The organism is Pseudoalteromonas sp. HL-AS1, assembly GCF_031198785.1.
Classification (GTDB): domain Bacteria; phylum Pseudomonadota; class Gammaproteobacteria; order Enterobacterales; family Alteromonadaceae; genus Pseudoalteromonas; species Pseudoalteromonas distincta.
In genome coordinates this window covers 155885-174375 of the sequence record NZ_CP133569.1, presented here as the reverse complement: position 1 = coordinate 174375, position 18491 = coordinate 155885, and the positions used below count along the sequence as shown (strand labels likewise).

Annotated in this window: 17 protein-coding genes and 1 pseudogene; 12 read left to right on the top strand and 6 right to left on the bottom strand. The window is 40.1% G+C overall.

The window, feature by feature from the left end; translation table 11 throughout:
• Nucleotide 1 precedes the first annotated feature (1 nt).
• From RB214_RS00845 to RB214_RS00835, 3 genes and pseudogenes are all read left to right on the top strand, one after another.
• Complete coding sequence (locus RB214_RS00845) at nt 2-658, top strand: DUF2959 domain-containing protein (RefSeq protein ID WP_149594446.1); 657 nt, start codon at nt 2-4, stop codon at nt 656-658.
• A gap of 74 nt (nt 659-732) precedes the next feature.
• Nucleotides 733-1801, top strand: a pseudogene (locus tag RB214_RS00840) (MBL fold metallo-hydrolase).
• Nucleotides 1802-1868: 67 nt separating this feature from the next.
• A complete protein-coding gene (locus RB214_RS00835; RefSeq protein WP_165743520.1) occupies nt 1869-2597 on the top strand; it encodes a CBM9 family sugar-binding protein in 729 nt (242 codons plus the stop codon).
• Between the two features lie 161 nt (nt 2598-2758).
• On the opposite strand, the gene RB214_RS00830 is transcribed toward RB214_RS00835, so the two are convergent.
• Both RB214_RS00830 and typA read right to left on the bottom strand, forming a co-directional pair.
• Entirely contained in the window at nt 2759-3076 is a 318-nt protein-coding gene (locus RB214_RS00830) for a hypothetical protein (protein WP_165743522.1), read from the bottom strand.
• Between the two features lie 214 nt (nt 3077-3290).
• A complete protein-coding gene (gene typA / locus RB214_RS00825) occupies nt 3291-5114 on the bottom strand; it encodes a translational GTPase TypA (protein WP_002961123.1) in 1824 nt (607 codons plus the stop codon).
• A gap of 507 nt (nt 5115-5621) precedes the next feature.
• Here typA and glnA point away from each other — a divergent pair.
• From glnA to RB214_RS00800, 5 genes are all read left to right on the top strand, one after another.
• Nucleotides 5622-7028: a glutamate--ammonia ligase gene (gene glnA / locus RB214_RS00820; protein WP_024603879.1), complete on the top strand. Its 1407-nt coding sequence runs from the start codon at nt 5622-5624 to the stop codon at nt 7026-7028.
• 113 nt (nt 7029-7141) lie between these two features.
• Complete coding sequence (locus RB214_RS00815; RefSeq protein ID WP_138489940.1) at nt 7142-7663, top strand: DUF4124 domain-containing protein; 522 nt, start codon at nt 7142-7144, stop codon at nt 7661-7663.
• Between the two features lie 82 nt (nt 7664-7745).
• Complete coding sequence (gene glnL, locus RB214_RS00810) at nt 7746-8816, top strand: nitrogen regulation protein NR(II) (RefSeq protein ID WP_309167955.1); 1071 nt, start codon at nt 7746-7748, stop codon at nt 8814-8816.
• A 14-nt stretch (nt 8817-8830) separates the two neighbouring features.
• Nucleotides 8831-10216, top strand: coding sequence for a nitrogen regulation protein NR(I) (gene glnG, locus RB214_RS00805; protein WP_309167953.1), 1386 nt, complete (start codon nt 8831-8833; stop codon nt 10214-10216).
• 29 nt (nt 10217-10245) lie between these two features.
• Entirely contained in the window at nt 10246-10704 is a 459-nt protein-coding gene (locus RB214_RS00800) for a cyclic nucleotide-binding domain-containing protein (RefSeq protein WP_182674046.1), read from the top strand.
• Nucleotides 10705-10849: 145 nt separating this feature from the next.
• Here the strand turns inward: RB214_RS00800 and RB214_RS00795 are convergent, their stop codons facing one another.
• On the bottom strand, nt 10850-11137 hold the full coding sequence (locus tag RB214_RS00795; protein WP_309167950.1) for a hypothetical protein: 288 nt from the start codon (nt 11135-11137) through the stop codon (nt 10850-10852).
• Nucleotides 11138-11382: 245 nt separating this feature from the next.
• Here RB214_RS00795 and RB214_RS00790 point away from each other — a divergent pair, with 245 nt between their 5' ends.
• The 4 genes from RB214_RS00790 to RB214_RS00775 all read left to right on the top strand — a co-directional run bounded on the left by RB214_RS00790 (nt 11383) and on the right by RB214_RS00775 (nt 15618).
• Nucleotides 11383-11766: an RNA-binding S4 domain-containing protein gene (locus tag RB214_RS00790; RefSeq protein WP_309167949.1), complete on the top strand. Its 384-nt coding sequence runs from the start codon at nt 11383-11385 to the stop codon at nt 11764-11766.
• Between the two features lie 98 nt (nt 11767-11864).
• Nucleotides 11865-12293, top strand: a complete 429-nt coding sequence (locus tag RB214_RS00785) for a hypothetical protein (RefSeq protein ID WP_182674042.1) — start codon at nt 11865-11867, stop codon at nt 12291-12293.
• Nucleotides 12294-12498: 205 nt separating this feature from the next.
• On the top strand, nt 12499-15243 hold the full coding sequence (gene acnA, locus RB214_RS00780) for an aconitate hydratase AcnA (protein ID WP_309167947.1): 2745 nt from the start codon (nt 12499-12501) through the stop codon (nt 15241-15243).
• 120 nt (nt 15244-15363) lie between these two features.
• Nucleotides 15364-15618 (top strand): hypothetical protein, encoded by a 255-nt coding sequence (locus RB214_RS00775; RefSeq protein ID WP_309167945.1) that lies wholly within the window; start codon nt 15364-15366, stop codon nt 15616-15618.
• Here the strand turns inward: RB214_RS00775 and RB214_RS00770 are convergent, their stop codons facing one another.
• The 3 genes from RB214_RS00770 to RB214_RS00760 all read right to left on the bottom strand — a co-directional run bounded on the left by RB214_RS00770 (nt 15619) and on the right by RB214_RS00760 (nt 18478).
• Nucleotides 15619-16167: a DUF4124 domain-containing protein gene (locus tag RB214_RS00770; protein WP_309167943.1), complete on the bottom strand. Its 549-nt coding sequence runs from the start codon at nt 16165-16167 to the stop codon at nt 15619-15621.
• Nucleotides 16168-16285: 118 nt separating this feature from the next.
• Nucleotides 16286-17596, bottom strand: coding sequence for an IS4 family transposase (locus RB214_RS00765; RefSeq protein ID WP_309167426.1), 1311 nt, complete (start codon nt 17594-17596; stop codon nt 16286-16288).
• A 141-nt stretch (nt 17597-17737) separates the two neighbouring features.
• A complete protein-coding gene (locus RB214_RS00760; RefSeq protein WP_002961106.1) occupies nt 17738-18478 on the bottom strand; it encodes a phosphoadenylyl-sulfate reductase in 741 nt (246 codons plus the stop codon).
• Nucleotides 18479-18491: the final 13 nt, after the last annotated feature.

Sequence of the window (18491 nt, the reverse complement as noted above, 5' to 3'; positions counted from 1 at the left end):
AATGAAAAAACAAACATTACTCAGTGTTTCAATGCTTGTAGTAACACTTACTTTAACTGGCTGCCAATCAGCTTATTATTCTGCGATGGAAAAAGTGGGTGTTCACAAACGCGATATTCTTATTGACCGCGTAGAAGAAACCAAAGACTCTCAGCAAGAGTCACAAGAAGAATTTAAATCGGCACTAGAGCGCTTAACGACTCTAATCGATTTTAATGGTGGCGAACTACAAGACACTTATAATCAGTTAAACGACGATTACGAGTCGAGCTTAAATGCCGCTAACGAAGTGTCAACTAACATCAATAAAGTAGAAGACGTGGCAGAAGCCCTGTTTGATGAGTGGGGCGATGAGCTAGAGCAATACAAAAGCGCGTCACTTAAGCGTGAAAGCAGCAAAAAGCTAACCGCGACTAAGCGTCAATTTGATCAGCTATTACGCTCAATGCGCAGCGCAGAGAGTAAAATGGAGCCAGTATTAACCTCGCTTCATGATAACGTTTTATACTTAAAGCATAACTTAAATGCACAAGCGGTATCGGCTATTAAAGGTGAATTCACTAACCTTAAGCGCGATATTCAATTGTTGATGAACGACATGAACAAGTCGATTGCCGATTCAAATAAATTTATTGAACAAATGAATAGCGCTGGCTAATCATTTGTTACTTTAACAAGCCTGCTTAATTGCAGGCTTTTTTATGTTAAAGGGAATGCTAAAAAGGATTTACAATGAAACGCTTTTTAATCGCAGCAATGCTCTTATGTATATTAACGGCCTGCGGTGCACCTAATAATAGTAATCGTATTACCAGCTCTGACTCAGTTGTTGTTATTAATGATAAGAACGGCCGTTATAAAAATTTATACATAGGTGAAAAAACATATCCCACCACCTGTACTGAAAACTGCTACCCAGCCCACCCAGACTTACTATGCAAAACCGGCAGCGAAAACTGCCAGTACCAAGGCCAGCAAACTAAACCACAACTTAGCACTGGCTATACAGTACGCTGGCTTGGTCACGCTAGTTTTGTAATTAACACCCCAAATGGTCAAAATGTGCTGTTTGATCCGGTAAAAAATCAGTTTGATTCTCCAGTCGCACTTGGCTTTAAACTCAGCGGTGGCACTTATCGTAAAGCAGGCGCTTGGCCTAGTGAGCAAGAACTGGAAAATATTGATGCGGTAATGTATTCGCATATTCATTACGATCATTTTAATAAAGCCGACATACAAAGCATTGGCAATAAACCTCGCTATTTAACACCACTCGGGATGGCCGACAACTTCCCTACCGGCGGTTTTAATATTAGCGAAATGCCGTGGTACTCAACAACCAACATTGACGACTTAGTTATTAACGCCCTGCCAGCTCATCATTTTAGCGCTCGCGTATTAGTGCCCTTTCTTTACGAAGATAACAATAAAGACTTATGGAATGGCTGGCTGCTTGAACAAAACGGTAGCACCTTATTTTTTGCAGGCGATACAGGCTACTCAAAACACTTTAAAGACATATGGCGATATAGATGTATGCTTAATCCCAATCGCTTCTTACTACAGTAAAGACGATCCTAACTGGTACCGTTACGTGCACACCACACCTGAAGACGCGCTCAACGCAGCACAAGAGCTTAATTGTAAAGTAATGATACCGTGGGGATACGGTAACTCAAGTTGGAAAATGGGCGACCACAGCAGTCATTCAGCCTTACTTCGCTTATTGCATATGTACAATAAAATGGATTCAAAAGTACCGCTGTATATTTTAAACGAAGGCGAAAGTATTTCACTGTAACTATTTACTTAGCTGTTTTAAGATTGTTATTACATTAAGACAAATCGACAATAAAATTGAGAGATTAATGAAGAAATTAGCACTCGCCTTAAGCTTTTTATTAAGCACGCCAGCAATGGCTATTGATGTTGAACATACATCAACCCCAATTACTATTGATGGCGTATCAGAAAGCGCATGGGATAAAGCCGCTTGGCACGACATGCCTTATCTAATGGATGGCACACTGCCATCAAACGATGCCGACTTTAAAGGGCGTTATCGCTTATTGTGGGATCAAAACTATTTATACCTACAAGCCGATATTGTGGATGATGTTCTAATAGATAAACACGCAGATCCAACCTATAAATATTGGGATGACGATGCGCTTGAAGTGTTTATAGACAGCGACGCATCGGGCGGAAACCACCAATTTAATCACACCGCTTTGGCGTACCACATTGGCCTTGATAACCAAGCCGCCGATTACGGCCCTGATAAACAAGCCCACTTGTATACCGACCACCTAACAAGTAACTGGAAGCGCAATACCACCGCACCTTTTAACATTACGTGGGAAGTAGCAATAAAACTCTACCCTAATGATTATAAAGAAGGTGCTAAAAACACCCCAATTACACTTAGCGAAAAGCAAGTAATAGGCTTTATGTTAGCGTATTGCGATAACGATGGCAGTGACGTGCGCGAGCACTTTATGGGCTCACACGAAGTACAACCAATAAATGGCGACAGAAACCGTGGTTTTATAGATGCCGACGTATTTGGCAAAATAACCCTACTTCCTAAAAAGTAAGCCACCCCCATCAAGAAGAGATACAAGGTTGGGTTGAGCGCAGCGAAACCCAACGACCCCACCACCAACAAACACAGATACTTTGCATTATCGATTATTTAATTCTCAAGCACGTTTTTGCTTAGACAAAGAGCGCGCTGCGCCCTAATATAAAGCTAATTTCAGCCACCCTTTTGCTCATGTTTAATAATTTTAAGAAGCAAATCAATTCTGCGATTTGTTTTTTTGGTTTGCTCCCTAATCATTCCCTGCACCACAGCTGAAGCAAGGAAAATAAAACATATTATTTGAAATAATTCAGTTTCAATATCATAGAAGCTATTAGCAATTGATAACAAAACAAACGGTAAAAAAATTAATATGAGATCTTTCAAGCCCCAATCATTTTTTCCTAACGTTTCAAATTCATCTTTATATTTTTGCAGTTCAGCAATATGTTCTATCTCTAGTTTTGCCTTAATTACATTTTCGGTATTCACACTAGCTTACTCGCACATATTAAATATAGCTTTGATAATAACTTAATACCTTTTTTAGGTTCAATATTAAAAACTGCTTAACAGTATCGAACCAACCGCGATGTTCTTCCAACCTGAGAGCTTACAGCTCTTCTCTCGCTAACTATTGTTCACAAAAAAGCCGCTGTATTTTTCAATACAGCGGCTTTTAAAATCATTATTCTAAATTAATAGATTATGACTTAGGTGCACGACCCGCACGTTTACGTTCGTTTTCTGTAAGGTGTTTCTTACGGATACGAATGTTTAGTGGAGTAACTTCAACTAGCTCGTCATCATCGATGAACTCAAGCGCTTGCTCAAGTGAGTAGTTAAGGTGTGGAGAAAGCGTTTGCGCTTCATCAGTACCAGATGCACGTACGTTAGTTAACTGCTTGCCTTTAAGGGCGTTAACTGTAAGGTCGTTATCACGGTTATGAATACCGATAACCATACCTTCGTATACTTCAACACCGTGACCGATGAATAAACGGCCGCGCTCTTGTAAGTTGAATAATGCGTTAGTAAGTGCTTTACCAGTTGCGTTTGCAATCATTACGCCGTTCTTACGAACACCGATAGCGCCACCTTTATGAGGACCATAATGATCGAACGTATGGTACATAAGACCAGAACCCGAAGTAAGCGTCATAAAATCAGTTTGGAAACCAATTAAACCACGGCTTGGGATCATGAAGTCTAAACGCATACGGCCTTTGCCATCTGGAGTCATGTTAGTAAGTTCACCTTTACGTAGGCCAACTTGTTCCATAACAGAACCTTGATGCTCTTCTTGACAGTCAATAGTCACTGTTTCAAACGGTTCTTCTAGAACGCCATCTACAGTACGTAAGATAACTTCTGGACGAGAAACTGAAAGCTCGTAACCTTCACGACGCATGTTTTCGATTAAGATACCTAGGTGTAATTCACCACGACCAGAAACACGGAAGCTATCTGGGCTTGCAGTATCTTCAACGCGAAGTGCTACGTTGTGTACTAATTCTTTGTCTAAACGCTCACGGATATTACGTGACGTTACAAACTTACCTTCTTTACCACAGAAAGGTGAGTTATTTACAGAGAATGTCATTGTTACAGTTGGCTCATCAACACTTAGTGGTGGTAATGCTTCAACGTTTCCTGGGAAACAAACTGTATCAGAAATCTTAAGCTCACCAATACCTGTTACAGTTACGATGTTACCAGCGTAAGCTCTATCAGTTTCGATACGCTCAAGACCTAGGTAGCTTTGTACTGCACCAATTTTACCATTACGTGTAGTGCCATCAGCACTGATAATAGTAACTTGTTGGTTAGGAGCAACAGAACCACGTTTTATACGACCAATACCAACTACACCAACATAAGAGTTGTAATCTAGTTGAGAAATTTGCATTTGGAAGTCACCTTCAGGATCTGCATCCGGTGGTGATACTTCTTCAACGATCATCTTGAACATAGGTTCCATGTTGTCTGATGGTTCGTCTAAATCTAGTGTTGCCCAACCGTTGATTGCTGAAGCGTAGATTACTTTAAAGTCTAACTGTTCGTCAGTCGCGCCAAGGTTGTCGAATAAATCAAAGATTTGATCCATAACCCAATCTGGACGAGCGCCTGGCTTATCAATTTTATTGATAACGACGATTGGCTTTAAGCCTTGCGCGAATGCTTTTTGCGTAACGAAACGCGTTTGCGGCATTGGACCTTCTTGAGCATCAACAAGTAATAATACTGAGTCAGCCATCGAAAGTACGCGTTCAACTTCACCACCGAAATCGGCGTGTCCCGGGGTATCTACGATATTGATATGGTAGTCATTCCAAGAAATGGCTGTGTTTTTAGCCAAAATGGTAATACCACGTTCTTTCTCAATGTCGTTTGAGTCCATCACGCGCTCTTCGTTACCGCCGCGTGTTTCTAATGTACCTGATTGCTCAAGTAGTTTGTCAACCAGTGTTGTTTTACCATGGTCAACGTGCGCGATAATCGCTATATTTCTTAACTGTTCGATGCTCATATATTTACTCAGAGAAATTAAATTCTCATTGATCCTGCAAGATCTACGCACTCATCCACGCTTTCGCGAGATGTCCCAGCATAGGATTTAAAAGGGCGCATATTATCCCTCATTAATGACATGGATGAAAGTTTATCCAATATAAATTTCAAAACTTTCTCAATACTTTTACTAAGTATCTGTTTTATATATGACAATTATATGAATTAAATTTCAAATTTTTTTTGAAAAACAGCCTTTTTGGCTATTTTGCTGATCTTTTTGGTACTCTTTTGCATTTAGGTTATGCTATTTCCGAGCGATTAAATTAGCAGCAAATTGTGCCCTGTAAATTTTGCACCAAAAAGGAAAATTTACGCACCAATATAGTGCATTTGTACATTCCATTTTGATGCAACGATATTTTTTTAATTTATAAACAGCTAGTTATAAAAATGGCACAAAATCAGCTTAGTAAATCCCAAAGCAATTATGCAGTAATAACAAAACCCAATAGTTGGAGGACACATGTCACAATCGGTTTTAGATTTTATTAAAGAAAATGACGTCAAGTTCATTGATTTACGCTTTACTGACACTAAGGGTAAAGAACAACATATATCTATTCCTCATCACCAAGTTGATGAAGACTTTTTTGAAGACGGTAAAATGTTTGACGGTTCTTCAATTGCAGGCTGGAAAGGCATAAACGAATCAGACATGGTATTAATGCCAGTTGCTGAATCAATCAAACTAGACCCTTTCACTGAAGAATCAACATTAATCGTACGTTGTGACGTAGTAGAGCCTTCAACACTTCAAGGTTATGAGCGCGACCCGCGTTCTGTTGCTAAGCGTGCTGAAGATTACATGCGCTCTACAGGTATTGCAGATACAGTTTTATTTGGCCCTGAGCCAGAGTTTTTCGTATTTGACGACGTTAAATACAAATCAGATATGTCTGGTTCTATGTACAAAATTGATTCTAAGCAAGCTGCTTGGAACTCAGATAAAGAATATGCAGATGGCAACACAGGTCACCGTCCAGGTATTAAAGGCGGTTACTTCCCAGTTGCTCCTGTTGATGACTTCCAAGATTGGCGTTCAGCTACGTGTCTAGTTCTAGAAGAAATGGGTCAAGTAGTAGAAGCACATCACCACGAAGTTGCAACAGCAGGTCAAAACGAGATTGCTACTCGCTTTAATACAATGGTATTAAAAGCGGATGAAATCCAAGAAATGAAATATGTTATCCATAACATGGCTCACTTATACGGTAAAACAGCAACGTTTATGCCTAAGCCAGTTGTTGGTGATAACGGTTCTGGTATGCATTGTCACCAGTCACTTGCTAAAGATGGTGTAAACCTTTTTGCTGGTGATAAGTACGGCGGCCTTTCTGAAGATGCGCTTTACTACATTGGCGGTATCATCAAGCATGCTAAAGCAATTAACGCTTTTGCAAATGCCTCTACTAACTCGTACAAGCGTTTAGTACCAGGTTTTGAAGCACCAGTTATGCTTGCATACTCTGCACGTAACCGTTCTGCATCAATCCGTATCCCAGTGGTTCCATCTGAAAAAGGTCGTCGTATTGAAGTACGCTTCCCAGATCCAACAGCTAACCCATACCTTGCTTTCTCAGCAATGCTTATGGCTGGCCTTGATGGTATCAAAAACAAGATCCACCCTGGCGATGCTATGGATAAAGATTTATATGACTTACCAGCTGAAGAAGCAGCAGAAATCCCAACTGTTGCAGCATCACTTGACGAAGCACTATCTGCACTTAGCGCAGACCGTGAATTCTTAACTCAAGGTGGCGTATTCACTGATGACTTAATCGATGCTTACATCGAACTTAAATCTAAAGAAGTTGAAAAGCTTAACATGACAACTCACCCAGTTGAGTTTGAAATGTACTACAGCTGTTAATTAAGCTGTATAAAATATGTGTGTTCTCAAGCCCGCTTTGCGGGCTTTTTTAATGGTAAAATTAATCAATCTCCACTAAAGTTAAGTTACCGACAAAAATGCAGGGCTGCAGAGTGAACAACAAGATATTATTACTATTAATTGCTTTAGGATTAAGCAATTATGGTTACGCTGGTGAAACAAAGATATACGCTTGGAAAGATAAAAATGGCGTATTAGTGTTCTCTGACACCCCTCATAAAGGTGCTAAAGAGGTAAAGCTTACCAGCCAAGATCTTAATATGCCTGCAACAAATACTGACATTTTTGACGAGCAACCCCAGCCTCAACAAGCGGGCTTTAGTATTGCCATTTCCTCACCTGATCATAACCAGACTATTCGTGAAAATACCGGCACTGTTTATGTTACTAGCCGAATAAAACCACGCTTTGAAACTGGTTTTACTATACAACTTTTTATTGATGGCAAAGCACATGGCCCAGCCAGTGACAGTTCAACCTTTGCAATAAGAGATGTAGAACGTGGTGAGCACACACTACAATTAAAGCTTTTTAATAGTAAAAACCAAGTTATTGCTATAAGTGAGCCCTGCATATTTTTTATGCACCGAAAAGGGCTAAACCTAAGTAACTAAATTGGGGCATTACTAAACGTGCAGCAGTGTATTTTACTATATAACTTGCTTGTAAATATCAACGCACTAAAATGGTGCAGCTATGATTAATAATAAAAACTTTAGCCCTGAGCTACTCGATGCTATTTGGCAAAATCAAACAACCGCTATCATGTTGCTTGATAAAAACTTCACCGTTGTCTATGCCAATACCAGTACTAGCGAACTGTTTGGCCTTGGTAACAAGCGCCTATTAGATCAGCCTTTCGACAGTCTTTTTAATTACCATTCAATCGATTTGCAGCGTATAGAACAATACTCATTAGTTGAAGGTGTAGATTGCCAGCAGCACAGAGCTGACGTGGTTTTTAGCGATTCTCGCCATGCAAAAGTAGCCGTAAGTACACGACAAATTAAGTTTGATGGCTCACTTTATATTTTATTTGAGTGGCGCCAAACTGATGACGAAATTAAGCACGACCAAGCGTCTAATCAAATGCATCAATACCAAGCAGCCCGAAATCTAATAAGAGGCTTAGCTCACGAAATTAAAAATCCTTTAGGTGGAATTCGCGGAGCGGCGCAGTTATTGCAGTATGAGGTTGATCAACAAGAAAGAGACCAATGTGCTGAACTTATCATTGAGCAAGCCGACCGATTACGTGAATTAGTAGATAGGCTTTTAGGGCCAAATCAGCTTCCGCAAAAATCGTATGGCAATATACATCAATCACTTGAATCAGTTGCACGACTAAGTACGTTAGATAATTGTTCTAACATTAGCTTGGTTAAGGATTACGACCCAAGCATTCCTGATGTATACATTGATCAAGGTAAAATTCAGCAAGTAGTATTAAACATTGTTCGAAATGCTCAACAGGCGCTTGTAGATGGCGGTGAAATAACAATAAAAACCCGCATTAATCATCAGCATCGTCGCCCAGGTAAAGCACCTAAAAAAGCCTTGTTGATCCAAATATCTGATAACGGACCAGGTATTGATCCCAGTGTACGTGAAACACTGTTCTACCCTATGATCACCAATAAAGAAGATGGCTCAGGGTTAGGACTCTCAATAGCGCAAACGCTGATAGATCAACATGATGGCTATATAGAATGTGATAGCTGGCCTGGACATACTGAATTTAATATCTATCTGCCCTTTGCAGATTAATGTTTGGAGTTTGCATGAAAACAGTTTGGCTTGTAGATGATGATGCTTCTATTCGATTTGTACTTGAAAAAGCACTAACCCGTGCAGGGTTTAACGCAGAAAGCTTTGATAATGCGCAAGATGTATTAAGCGCATTAAAGTTTAGTCAACCTACTGTTTTAGTTTCGGACGTACGAATGCCTGGTATGGATGGCATGGCGTTGCTTGAGCTTATAGCAGAGCAAAACCCTGGGCTGCCAGTTATTATAATGACTGCCCACTCAGATTTGGACTCTGCAGTTAATGCATTTCAAAAAGGTGCTTTTGAATACCTAGCTAAGCCGTTTGATTTAAACGAAGCAGTGGCGCTAGTCGAGAGCGCATGCAGAGCAAACTCCACTAAAAAAACTAAGCGAAAGCAAGCTCCACCAAAAAGTGCCCACATTATTGGTGAAGCACCCGCTATGCAAGAAGTGTTTAGAGCGATAGGTAAACTATCGGCCTCAAGCATGAGCGTATTAATAAATGGTGAATCTGGCACAGGTAAAGAACTTGTCGCCAGCGCCCTGCACAACCATAGCCCACGTAAAGAAAATCAATTTATTGCACTTAACATGGCGGCCATTCCAAAAGAGCTTGTTGAGTCAGAGTTATTTGGCCACGAAAAAGGCGCATTTACGGGCGCCGATAGCGTACGTAAAGGCCGCTTTGAGCAAGCCAATGGCGGTACACTATTTTTAGATGAAATTGGTGATATGCCACTTGATGTGCAAACACGTTTATTACGCGTTCTTGCCGATGGTGAGTTTTATCGCGTTGGTGGCCATCAAAGTATAAAAGTGGACGTACGCATTATTGCAGCTACGCACCAAAACCTTGAAGATTTAGTTAAACAAGGCAAGTTTAGGGATGATTTATTTCATCGTCTTAATGTTGTGCGCCTACGTTTACCCGCTCTTCGAGAGCGTACTGAAGATATAGAAAGCTTATCGCAACACTTTTTACATAAAAGCGCTAAAGAGCTACAAGTAGAAAGTAAAGTACTGAGCCCTAAAGCGACTGAGCAATTACGTTTATTTAATTGGCCAGGTAATGTACGCCAATTAGAAAATACGTGTCGTTGGCTGACAGTTATGGCACCGGGTGAGCTTGTAAGCGAGCAAGATTTACCGCCGGAGATTCTGGATGCTTCACCAACCCAAGAAGAAGGTGATTGGCTCGATTCATTCCAACAATGGCTTAATCAAGAGCTAAAAAAAGGCAAAGAAAATATTTGGCCTGACATTCAAGCTCAACTAGAGACTCGCTTAATAAAAACAGCCCTGGCTAATTGCTCTGGTCATAAGCAAGATGCTGCTATAAAAATTGGTTGGGGACGCAACACGTTGACCCGAAAATTAAAAGAGCGCAATATTAGCTGATTAAACGCTTTTAACACATTTGGTTATTGATGAAGCTAATCGAACATATTCCATTATTCAAACAAATGGAAATTATAAACAGGCTGCACTTTTTTAAAGAATTTACGCTCAGCGAGCGCCAAGTCTTATTGGAGTCGTTCGGCCTGTTATATTTAGTAAGTCAGCATCAATTTTTATTTAAGCAATACGATAACGACAAGCGCTTGTACATTGTACTTAGCGGCGCATTATTAGTATTTAAGCATAACCATTTACTAGAACTTGGCACTATAGAGCCCGGTGAATTTATAGGTGAAGGTGCCTTTATAAATAACCGAGAGCGCAGTACCAGTGCTCGCGCTAAAACCGACACCATAGTACTTGCCATTACCCCTGAAGCACTCACCCGCTTACCTAATGTTATCCGCGAAAAAATTAAAGACCGAATTATTGAAGGTATGAGCCTGCGCATTGCCAAATTAAGCGAGCATATAGAAATCCACGGTTAGAGACTGTTTATATCCCCAAGTTGATTCTAGCTGCTACTTTTGAGTTGCACTCAACGTTTATGTATAAATATACGCAGTCGGTTACTGACACGTACTTAATAAAATGGCTAAGCACACTAAAACTATATTTTTGATAAATAGCAAATCACCTAATTTGGCTATCTAACCAAGCATCAACACTTTTGCGAGTATATAAAACTTCTTTAAATAAACGATGACGTTCAAATTCAAGTTTTGTTTTTCTCGTGGCATCACCACTAGCTAAACGGCTATGGGTATCATTGAATTTTGAAATTACAGAAAAACCGCGCTCATCTTGATCAGCTTGCTTTTTTACAGAATTAGCAAGGTGCTCTCTAACATCGTCAGCAGTTAACATACCTGAATTATCTAATCCCATTAGCTCTTTTTTCATTGCTAATCTTACGCCCATTTCCTACTCCATTTAATGAAAAATATTTATTCCGCCAAAGTTTTAGCAATTAGCAGGCCATACGTAAAATTAACTGCTGCAAAGATTACTCTTCAATTGCTTCAGTTTTTTTAAAGACAGATAAAATACATAAAAACTTTCGTCGTTATTTCCCTATTACAATTAGCTAAAGTTACTTGCTTTGGTGCAAAAGTAGCTGCAAGCCTTTATACTACAGCTTGTGCGTTACCCCACCGAGAGCAAATATGAACGAAGAATACATAGAAATAGAATTAGAAGAAGAGCCGATTGAGCTCTGTAAATTATTAAAAGTACTAAACTTAGTTGAAGGTGGCGGCCAAGCTAAAAACCTAATTACTGAAGGCTATGTGGGTGTTAACCATGAAATTTGTACAATTAAACGGAAAAAATTATACAGTGGTGATGTACTAGAGTTTGATGGTGAGTTTTTTAAACTCTCACTAAGTGAAGATGCAATCCCTGTAGAAAAACCTACGGTACAAACTCAAGCAGAGTCAAAGCTAGCTACACCACAACCAACAAATCAACCAGCTAAAAGTAAGCGTAAGCGAACTAAAAAACCAAAAGTAGATGATAAAACAGGTCGTCGTCCTATTTCATTTGGTTAAGCATTTAAAAGCACTCTTTTTATATAAAAAGGCCAACTTGTATAGTTGGCCTTTTTACTCTTTAATAACCTAATTAATAATAAAAACAAGGTTATAAAATGTCTGTAAACACACCTAAAAATTGGTTTAAACCCGTTGTATGGGCGGCACTCGTATGGAACTTACTTGGCGTTATTGCATTTGCTATGCACATGATGATGACACCAGAAATGATAGGTAAACTTCCTTTAGATCAACAAGCTGCCTACTCTAACATCCCTCTTTGGTCCACCATTGCATTTGCTGTAGCTGTATTTGGAAGCACTTTGGGTTGTCTGTTTTTACTTGCTAAAAACGCGCTGGCAACACCTACTTTTGCGCTATCGCTCGGCGCTATTTTAATTCAGCAATATTATAATTTTGTGGTCATAAATAGTATTGAGCTACTTGGCGCAAGTGCGGTATTTATGCCTATTTTTGTAATCATTATTGCCATCGCTTTACTTTGCTTGAGTATTAAAGGTAAGCAACAAGGCTGGTTACAGTAATTAATAAGGGTCGAAATAACTTTTGACCCTATCTCTTCTTTTAAATCATCTCTTGAAATTAAATTTTTCAGCATCATCTCTACTATAATAACTGTATAAAATTCGTTCTCTAAACGCGATTTTTTACACTGGTATGTACTTTGCAACTCGAACACTACAGAGGTCACTCTTCAAAACATTTTTATAATTCATAAAGGGGCAAATAATGAATAATAGTTTCGATACCCAACATCAGCTCACAATAAATGGTGAGCAATATCATATTCATTCTCTAAAAGGACTTGGCGACAAAGCGAAACGATTGCCCTTTTCCTTAAAAGTACTACTTGAAAACCTTCTTCGTAACGAAGATGGCGTAAATATAAAAGAACAAGACATTCAAGCCCTCCTTAATTGGGATCCTCAAGCAAAGCCTGCATCTGAAGTTGCCTTTACTCCCGCCCGCGTTGTTATGCAAGACTTTACCGGCGTACCCGCTATTGTAGATTTAGCCGCGATGCGTGACGCAATGGAAAAGCTAGGTGGGGATCCTGCAAAAATAAACCCGTTATCGCCTGCTGAACTTGTTATTGACCATTCGGTGCAAGTAGATGGCTACGGAGACGATGGTGCATTTGATTTAAATGCAAAACTTGAATACGACCGAAATAAAGAACGTTACGAATTTTTACGTTGGGGACAAACCGCTTTTGATAATTTAAAAGTAGTGCCACCAGCAACCGGTATTGTCCACCAAGTAAACCTAGAATACTTAGCGCGCGTTGTTTTTAATGAAGAGCGCGACGGCAAAAAATTCGCTTACCCAGATACGCTTGTAGGGACTGACTCTCACACCACAATGATTAATGGCTTAGGTGTGCTTGGTTGGGGTGTTGGCGGCATTGAAGCTGAAGCAGCCATGCTTGGGCAGCCAATTAGCTTACTCATTCCACAAGTAGTAGGTATGAAGCTAAGCGGGCGTTTACCTGAAGGCACTACCGCAACCGATTTAGTGTTAACAGTAACCGAAATACTGCGTAATCATGGCGTAGTGGGTAAATTTGTAGAATTTTATGGTGACGGCCTTGCCGACCTACCACTTGCAGACAGAGCTACCATAGCGAATATGGCACCAGAGTACGGTGCTACATGTGGTATTTTCCCAATTGATGATGAAACTATTAACTACCTTCGCTTAACAAACCGCGACGAAAAGCAGCTAAAAGTAATTGAAGATTATGCTAAGCATCAAGGCTTATGGCGTAACGATGGCGACGAAGCTAGCTACACCGATACACTTGAACTTAAATTAGATGATGTTGTACCGAGCCTTGCAGGCCCTAAACGTCCACAAGATAGAATTGCCCTAAACGAAGCTGGCAAAGTTATTGGCGATCATTTAAAAGGCTTTCAGGATGAGCGTATGGCTCGTCGTGATAAAAGCGATGAAGAACAAGCTCGTATTGAGAGTGAAGGGCCGACAACAAATCCAGATGAACCAGTTAACGAAGCGCAGTTTATGGGTGCCGCTAAGGTTAAATTTAAAGGCCAAGAGTTTGAGCTAAACGATGGCGCTTGTGTTATTGCCGCGATTACCAGCTGTACCAACACCTCTAATCCAAGTGTTATTTTAGCTGCTGGTTTGGTTGCTAAAAAAGCGAAACAGTTAGGCATTAATGTAAAACCTTGGGTTAAAACATCACTTGCTCCAGGCTCAAAAGTAGTTACCGACTACCTAGAAAAAGCAGGCCTGATGGATGACCTAGAAAGTCTTGGCTTTAACTTAGTTGGCTACGGCTGTACTACGTGTATTGGTAATTCAGGGCCACTTGCAACTGAAATATCAGACGCGATTCAAAAACATAAATTAGTAGTGAGCTCTATTTTATCGGGTAACCGTAACTTTGAAGGGCGTATTCACCAAGATGTTAAAATGAACTTTTTAGCCTCTCCTCCGCTTGTTGTAGCTTATGCCATTGCAGGTAGAACCGATATTGACGTATACAACGAACCCCTTGCTCAAGATGCTAACGGTAACGATATTTACCTTAAAAACATTTGGCCAAGCGTTAAAGAAGTAAGTGACTTAGTTAAAGAAACCGTAACTAAAGAAATGTTTGAAAAAAGCTACGCTAACGTTTACGAAGGTGATAGCCGTTGGCAGCAAATTAAAATACCGGATGGCAAACTTTACGATTGGGATGATGCATCTACCTACATTAAAAAAGCACCCTTTTTTGATGGTATGAAAGTAGAACCACCGGGCATTCCTTCTATTGAAGGTGCACGCTGTTTAGCTAAACTTGGAGATTCAGTAACCACTGACCATATTTCTCCAGCGGGTGCTATTAAAGCAGAAGCGCCAGCAGGTTTATACTTGCAAGAGAAAGGTGTAGACAAAGCGCAATTTAACTCGTACGGCTCACGCCGTGGTAATCACGAAGTAATGATGCGTGGAACGTTCGCTAATGTGCGTCTTAAAAACTTACTAGCTCCTGGTACAGAGGGCGGCGTAACACGTACTCAACCCGGCGATACGCTAGAGAGCATTTATGATGCAGCAATGGAGTATCAAAAAAATAATACTCCACTCATTATTTTAGCGGGCAAAGAATATGGCACGGGTTCATCTCGTGACTGGGCTGCTAAAGGTTCACTTTTATTAGGCGTTAAAGCCGTTGTAGCACAAAGCTATGAACGTATTCATCGCTCTAACTTAATTGGTATGGGTGTATTACCTCTGCAATTTAAAGAAGGTGAAAGCTACGAGTCACACGGGTTAACAGGGCAAGAACAATTTGATATTGATGGCCTGTACGATAAAACCGATGAAGTTACCGTTATTGCTACAAATGCCGAAGGTAAAAAAGTAACCTTGAGTGCAGACGTACGTATTGATACCCCTAAAGAGTGGGATTACTACAAACACGGCGGCATTTTACAATATGTACTGCGTAATATGCTCGACTAACAAAGACAGTAGTTAATACATCTAAAAGCCCAGTTTAGTAATAAGCTGGGCTTTTTTATATTTGCTGTTTGTTGTCTTAAATCAATGCTAAGCATTTAAAGCGTGCCTACTGAGGTAACTATGTCGCAAACAATGATAATTAGGCTGCTTAAAACATCAATAGTGCTTGGGTTGTGCCATATCGTGACTGGCCATACGTTAATTGTGTCGAACTACTTTACTGTCGAGCATGGTATTAAAGGAATAACTATAGCGGCGGCATGCATTGCTGTAGGCGTGCTGCTGTCGCTTCCCACTAAAATATATTTAACAGTATTATTGATGGAAGCCGAAAAACGTTATTTAAAAAACCATAAAAGCACTCACTCTAAATAATTAAAGTGCACTTAAATTATTAATTTCTTTATTACGTTTTTCTAGTTTGTCTTTTACATTTTCGGCGTCATTAAATAGCTTTTTAACCGAATCTGGGTTCAAAATACTGATCCCCTCTGGTGCAGCCGACATTGTGTTTGGAGTTGAAGAGGTATTTAAAATAGACGTGTCTTCTGCAGCAATAACAGTAATATCTTTAGGATCGAGTTTTACTTCAATACTTTTTGCATGTGGGTTAGGTGTATCAGAAAAGTGCCATTGGCCTGTTTCGTCTTGCCACTTAAAAATTTTACCACTTGAGGTAGCATTTGCAGCAATTGGTTCATCAGAAATACTGCTCGCAATTTTATCGCCAGCTTGCTGAACGCCCTGCACTGCTTGGTCCAAAGTACTGCTAGATAGCGCGACCATTCTTTCTTTAATTTGCTGAGATTCACTGCTAATTGATGATGCAGAAAGCCATGTTTGACCATCGGGCTTTTTTAAATAAAACAAAGAGATGACTGCAATAGCCATAATTGATATAGCTAAGTAGGTAAAGTATTTCATAGCGTTCCTGCTTTAATTAATCCTTTAATGCCTTGAGTCTAATAAAAAATACTTAATTAGGCAATTTTTTGTACCCGAATAAAAGAAAATAAAAACGCAGCCGAAGCTGTAATGCCGTTCACTTAAGGTGAGCGGCTTTTTTATTTCTAGCGTACCGCTGTGGTCTTGGCTTGACTGCACGAGGAAAACCTCGATCCCTTCGAGGCTCTAGAATTAGGCTTTCTGCCATCGCATAAAAGTATTTTAATTGACGTGGTATGGCTCCAGGTGTTGAATAAGGTAATCCAACAAGCAACCTCATTATTTGAGCTAAACTACCATTGAAACTCAGTTGGTACGGTAAATAATCACCTTTTAATGTGTGGCACATTTTTACCATCTGATATCGCACCATATTATAAGTAAGCAACACTCCCCACAGCTCTTGCTTTACAAGCGCTGGTAAGCGACTTCTTAATGTTAATCGATTGCCCAGCATATATTGCTTTTGTTCCCGATAACCAAGCTCTATCTCCCAGCGGTGACTGTACAAATCACCTATATCGGCTGATAGATATCGCATCGGATCTGTCATAGATGTCATCACACTATATGATTTCCCCTTTATTTTTCGAGTCACTAACCTCGCGATTAAGGTGTTAGGCAGCGTTGGCCACATCTTTCTTGCTCTTGGGTTGCTGCTAAGTTGGACTAATTTATCATTACGCCCTAATGTTTGAATAACTTCATATTGCACATTTTTTTTCAGGGGGATTAGCCAATGGCGTTCACTGCCAGTTGTTTGCCATTTATGTAAAAGCCCTAAAGAATAGAAACCTTTGTCGAATAAAGTGAGACTGTTATCGGGTGTGGTTTCTATAAGCTTTTCAGCCAGCACCATTTCATTGACCTTGTAATCATCAAAAGCACTCCCCGTGATTAGGTGGCTGCTTAGCTCCATTTGACACACCATTCTGACCTGTGGGTATTGTGTATTAGTCGGTTTTGTAAAGGCTTCATTGTTTTGGGGTGAGTCATCCGTACGCCAAACGACACCATCGACACCAAGCAAGGTAAGCCCATTCCAATGAGGATGATTAGCGTCATTATTCCAATGCCTTTGGGTGCATTCAAATAAGGCTTTCATGGCGGCTTCACCTAGGTTTTTACGACGCTGAGTTAAAGCACTTGGCGCAACAAATGGCTTACCATCGCGGTCAACAATGTCGAGCATATTAACGACATCGGCCATCGATTTGTCATTATAAATAACCATCCCGATCAACAACCAAGCCATCGATTCTAGGGTTAGTTTTCTTTTTCGTAGTGTAACGGTTTCGGTCAGTGCATAGGCTTCTTCGATAAGAGATAAAGGGAGTAAGTCTGCGAGTGTTTCAACGTCATTAGGTTTGATGTTGTTAATAATATCGAGAGCATTAGAAAGTTGCATAAAAAAATCCGAATTCTACAAAAGAATTCGGATTCTTACATACCTAGAAGATCGTTCAAGTGCTATTAACTAATTCTTAAATGATCGGCATTACAGCCGAAGCTGCGTTTTTATTTGCGATTTAACTACATCGTAGTGACGTTAAATACCGTCACCATCCATGTGTAGTCCACATTCTCGGTTTAAACCAAAAAAGCGAGTTTCTTCCTCTGTCATTCCTGGTTCTAACTTACGTGTTGTATGTACGTCACCCATCGACACATAACCTTGTTCCCATAATGGGTGATAAGGTAAATCGTGCTTAGTCAGGTATTGATACACGTCGCGGTTAGACCATTCAATAATCGGGTACACTTTAACGGTACCACGGCTTATTTCTACAAACTGTTTATCAGCACGTGTAGATGATTGATCGCGACGCAAACCACTAAACCACGTGCCCGCTTCTATCTCTTTAAGTGCGCGGGTCATCGGCTCAACTTTATTAAGCTGGTTATATTGCTTAATGCCGTCCTCGCCTTGCTCCCACAACTTACCAAACTTAGCTTCTTGCCATGCTGGGCTTAGCTGCGCTCTATACACCTTTAAGTTTAGTGATAAACGCTCACTCATTTGTTCAATAAACTGATACGTTTCAGGAAATAGATAGCCTGTATCGGTTAATACAACGGGAATATCTGGACGTTGTGAGGTCATTAAATGCAGCATTACTGCCGCTTGAATACCAAAGCTAGATGATAAAAAAGCCGTATTAGGCAAGTTATCAAGCGCCCATGCAACACGCTGTTCTGCGCTCATATTCGCTAGCAAACCATTAGCATCAGCTAACATAGCCGCCTGGCTTTGCTTATCTAGCTGTAAAATGTTTTTAAATTCACTCATGGTAAATTCCAAA

Bases quoted from the DNA above. Each gene is read 5' to 3' on its own strand.
- RB214_RS00800 (WP_182674046.1), top strand. From the start codon at position 10,246: ATGAAGCTAATCGAACATATTCCATTATTCAAACAAATGGAAATTATA.
- RB214_RS00845 (WP_149594446.1), top strand. From the start codon at position 2: ATGAAAAAACAAACATTACTCAGTGTTTCAATGCTTGTAGTAACACTT.
- typA (WP_002961123.1), bottom strand. From the start codon at position 5,114: ATGAGCATCGAACAGTTAAGAAATATAGCGATTATCGCGCACGTTGAC.
- RB214_RS00760 (WP_002961106.1), bottom strand. From the start codon at position 18,478: ATGAGTGAATTTAAAAACATTTTACAGCTAGATAAGCAAAGCCAGGCG.
- RB214_RS00795 (WP_309167950.1), bottom strand. From the start codon at position 11,137: ATGGGCGTAAGATTAGCAATGAAAAAAGAGCTAATGGGATTAGATAAT.
- RB214_RS00835 (WP_165743520.1), top strand. From the start codon at position 1,869: ATGAAGAAATTAGCACTCGCCTTAAGCTTTTTATTAAGCACGCCAGCA.
- RB214_RS00770 (WP_309167943.1), bottom strand. From the start codon at position 16,167: ATGAAATACTTTACCTACTTAGCTATATCAATTATGGCTATTGCAGTC.
- RB214_RS00785 (WP_182674042.1), top strand. From the start codon at position 11,865: ATGTCTGTAAACACACCTAAAAATTGGTTTAAACCCGTTGTATGGGCG.
- RB214_RS00765 (WP_309167426.1), bottom strand. From the start codon at position 17,596: ATGCAACTTTCTAATGCTCTCGATATTATTAACAACATCAAACCTAAT.
- glnA (WP_024603879.1), top strand. From the start codon at position 5,622: ATGTCACAATCGGTTTTAGATTTTATTAAAGAAAATGACGTCAAGTTC.
- glnG (WP_309167953.1), top strand. From the start codon at position 8,831: ATGAAAACAGTTTGGCTTGTAGATGATGATGCTTCTATTCGATTTGTA.
- RB214_RS00775 (WP_309167945.1), top strand. From the start codon at position 15,364: ATGTCGCAAACAATGATAATTAGGCTGCTTAAAACATCAATAGTGCTT.
- RB214_RS00790 (WP_309167949.1), top strand. From the start codon at position 11,383: ATGAACGAAGAATACATAGAAATAGAATTAGAAGAAGAGCCGATTGAG.
- acnA (WP_309167947.1), top strand. From the start codon at position 12,499: ATGAATAATAGTTTCGATACCCAACATCAGCTCACAATAAATGGTGAG.
- glnL (WP_309167955.1), top strand. From the start codon at position 7,746: ATGATTAATAATAAAAACTTTAGCCCTGAGCTACTCGATGCTATTTGG.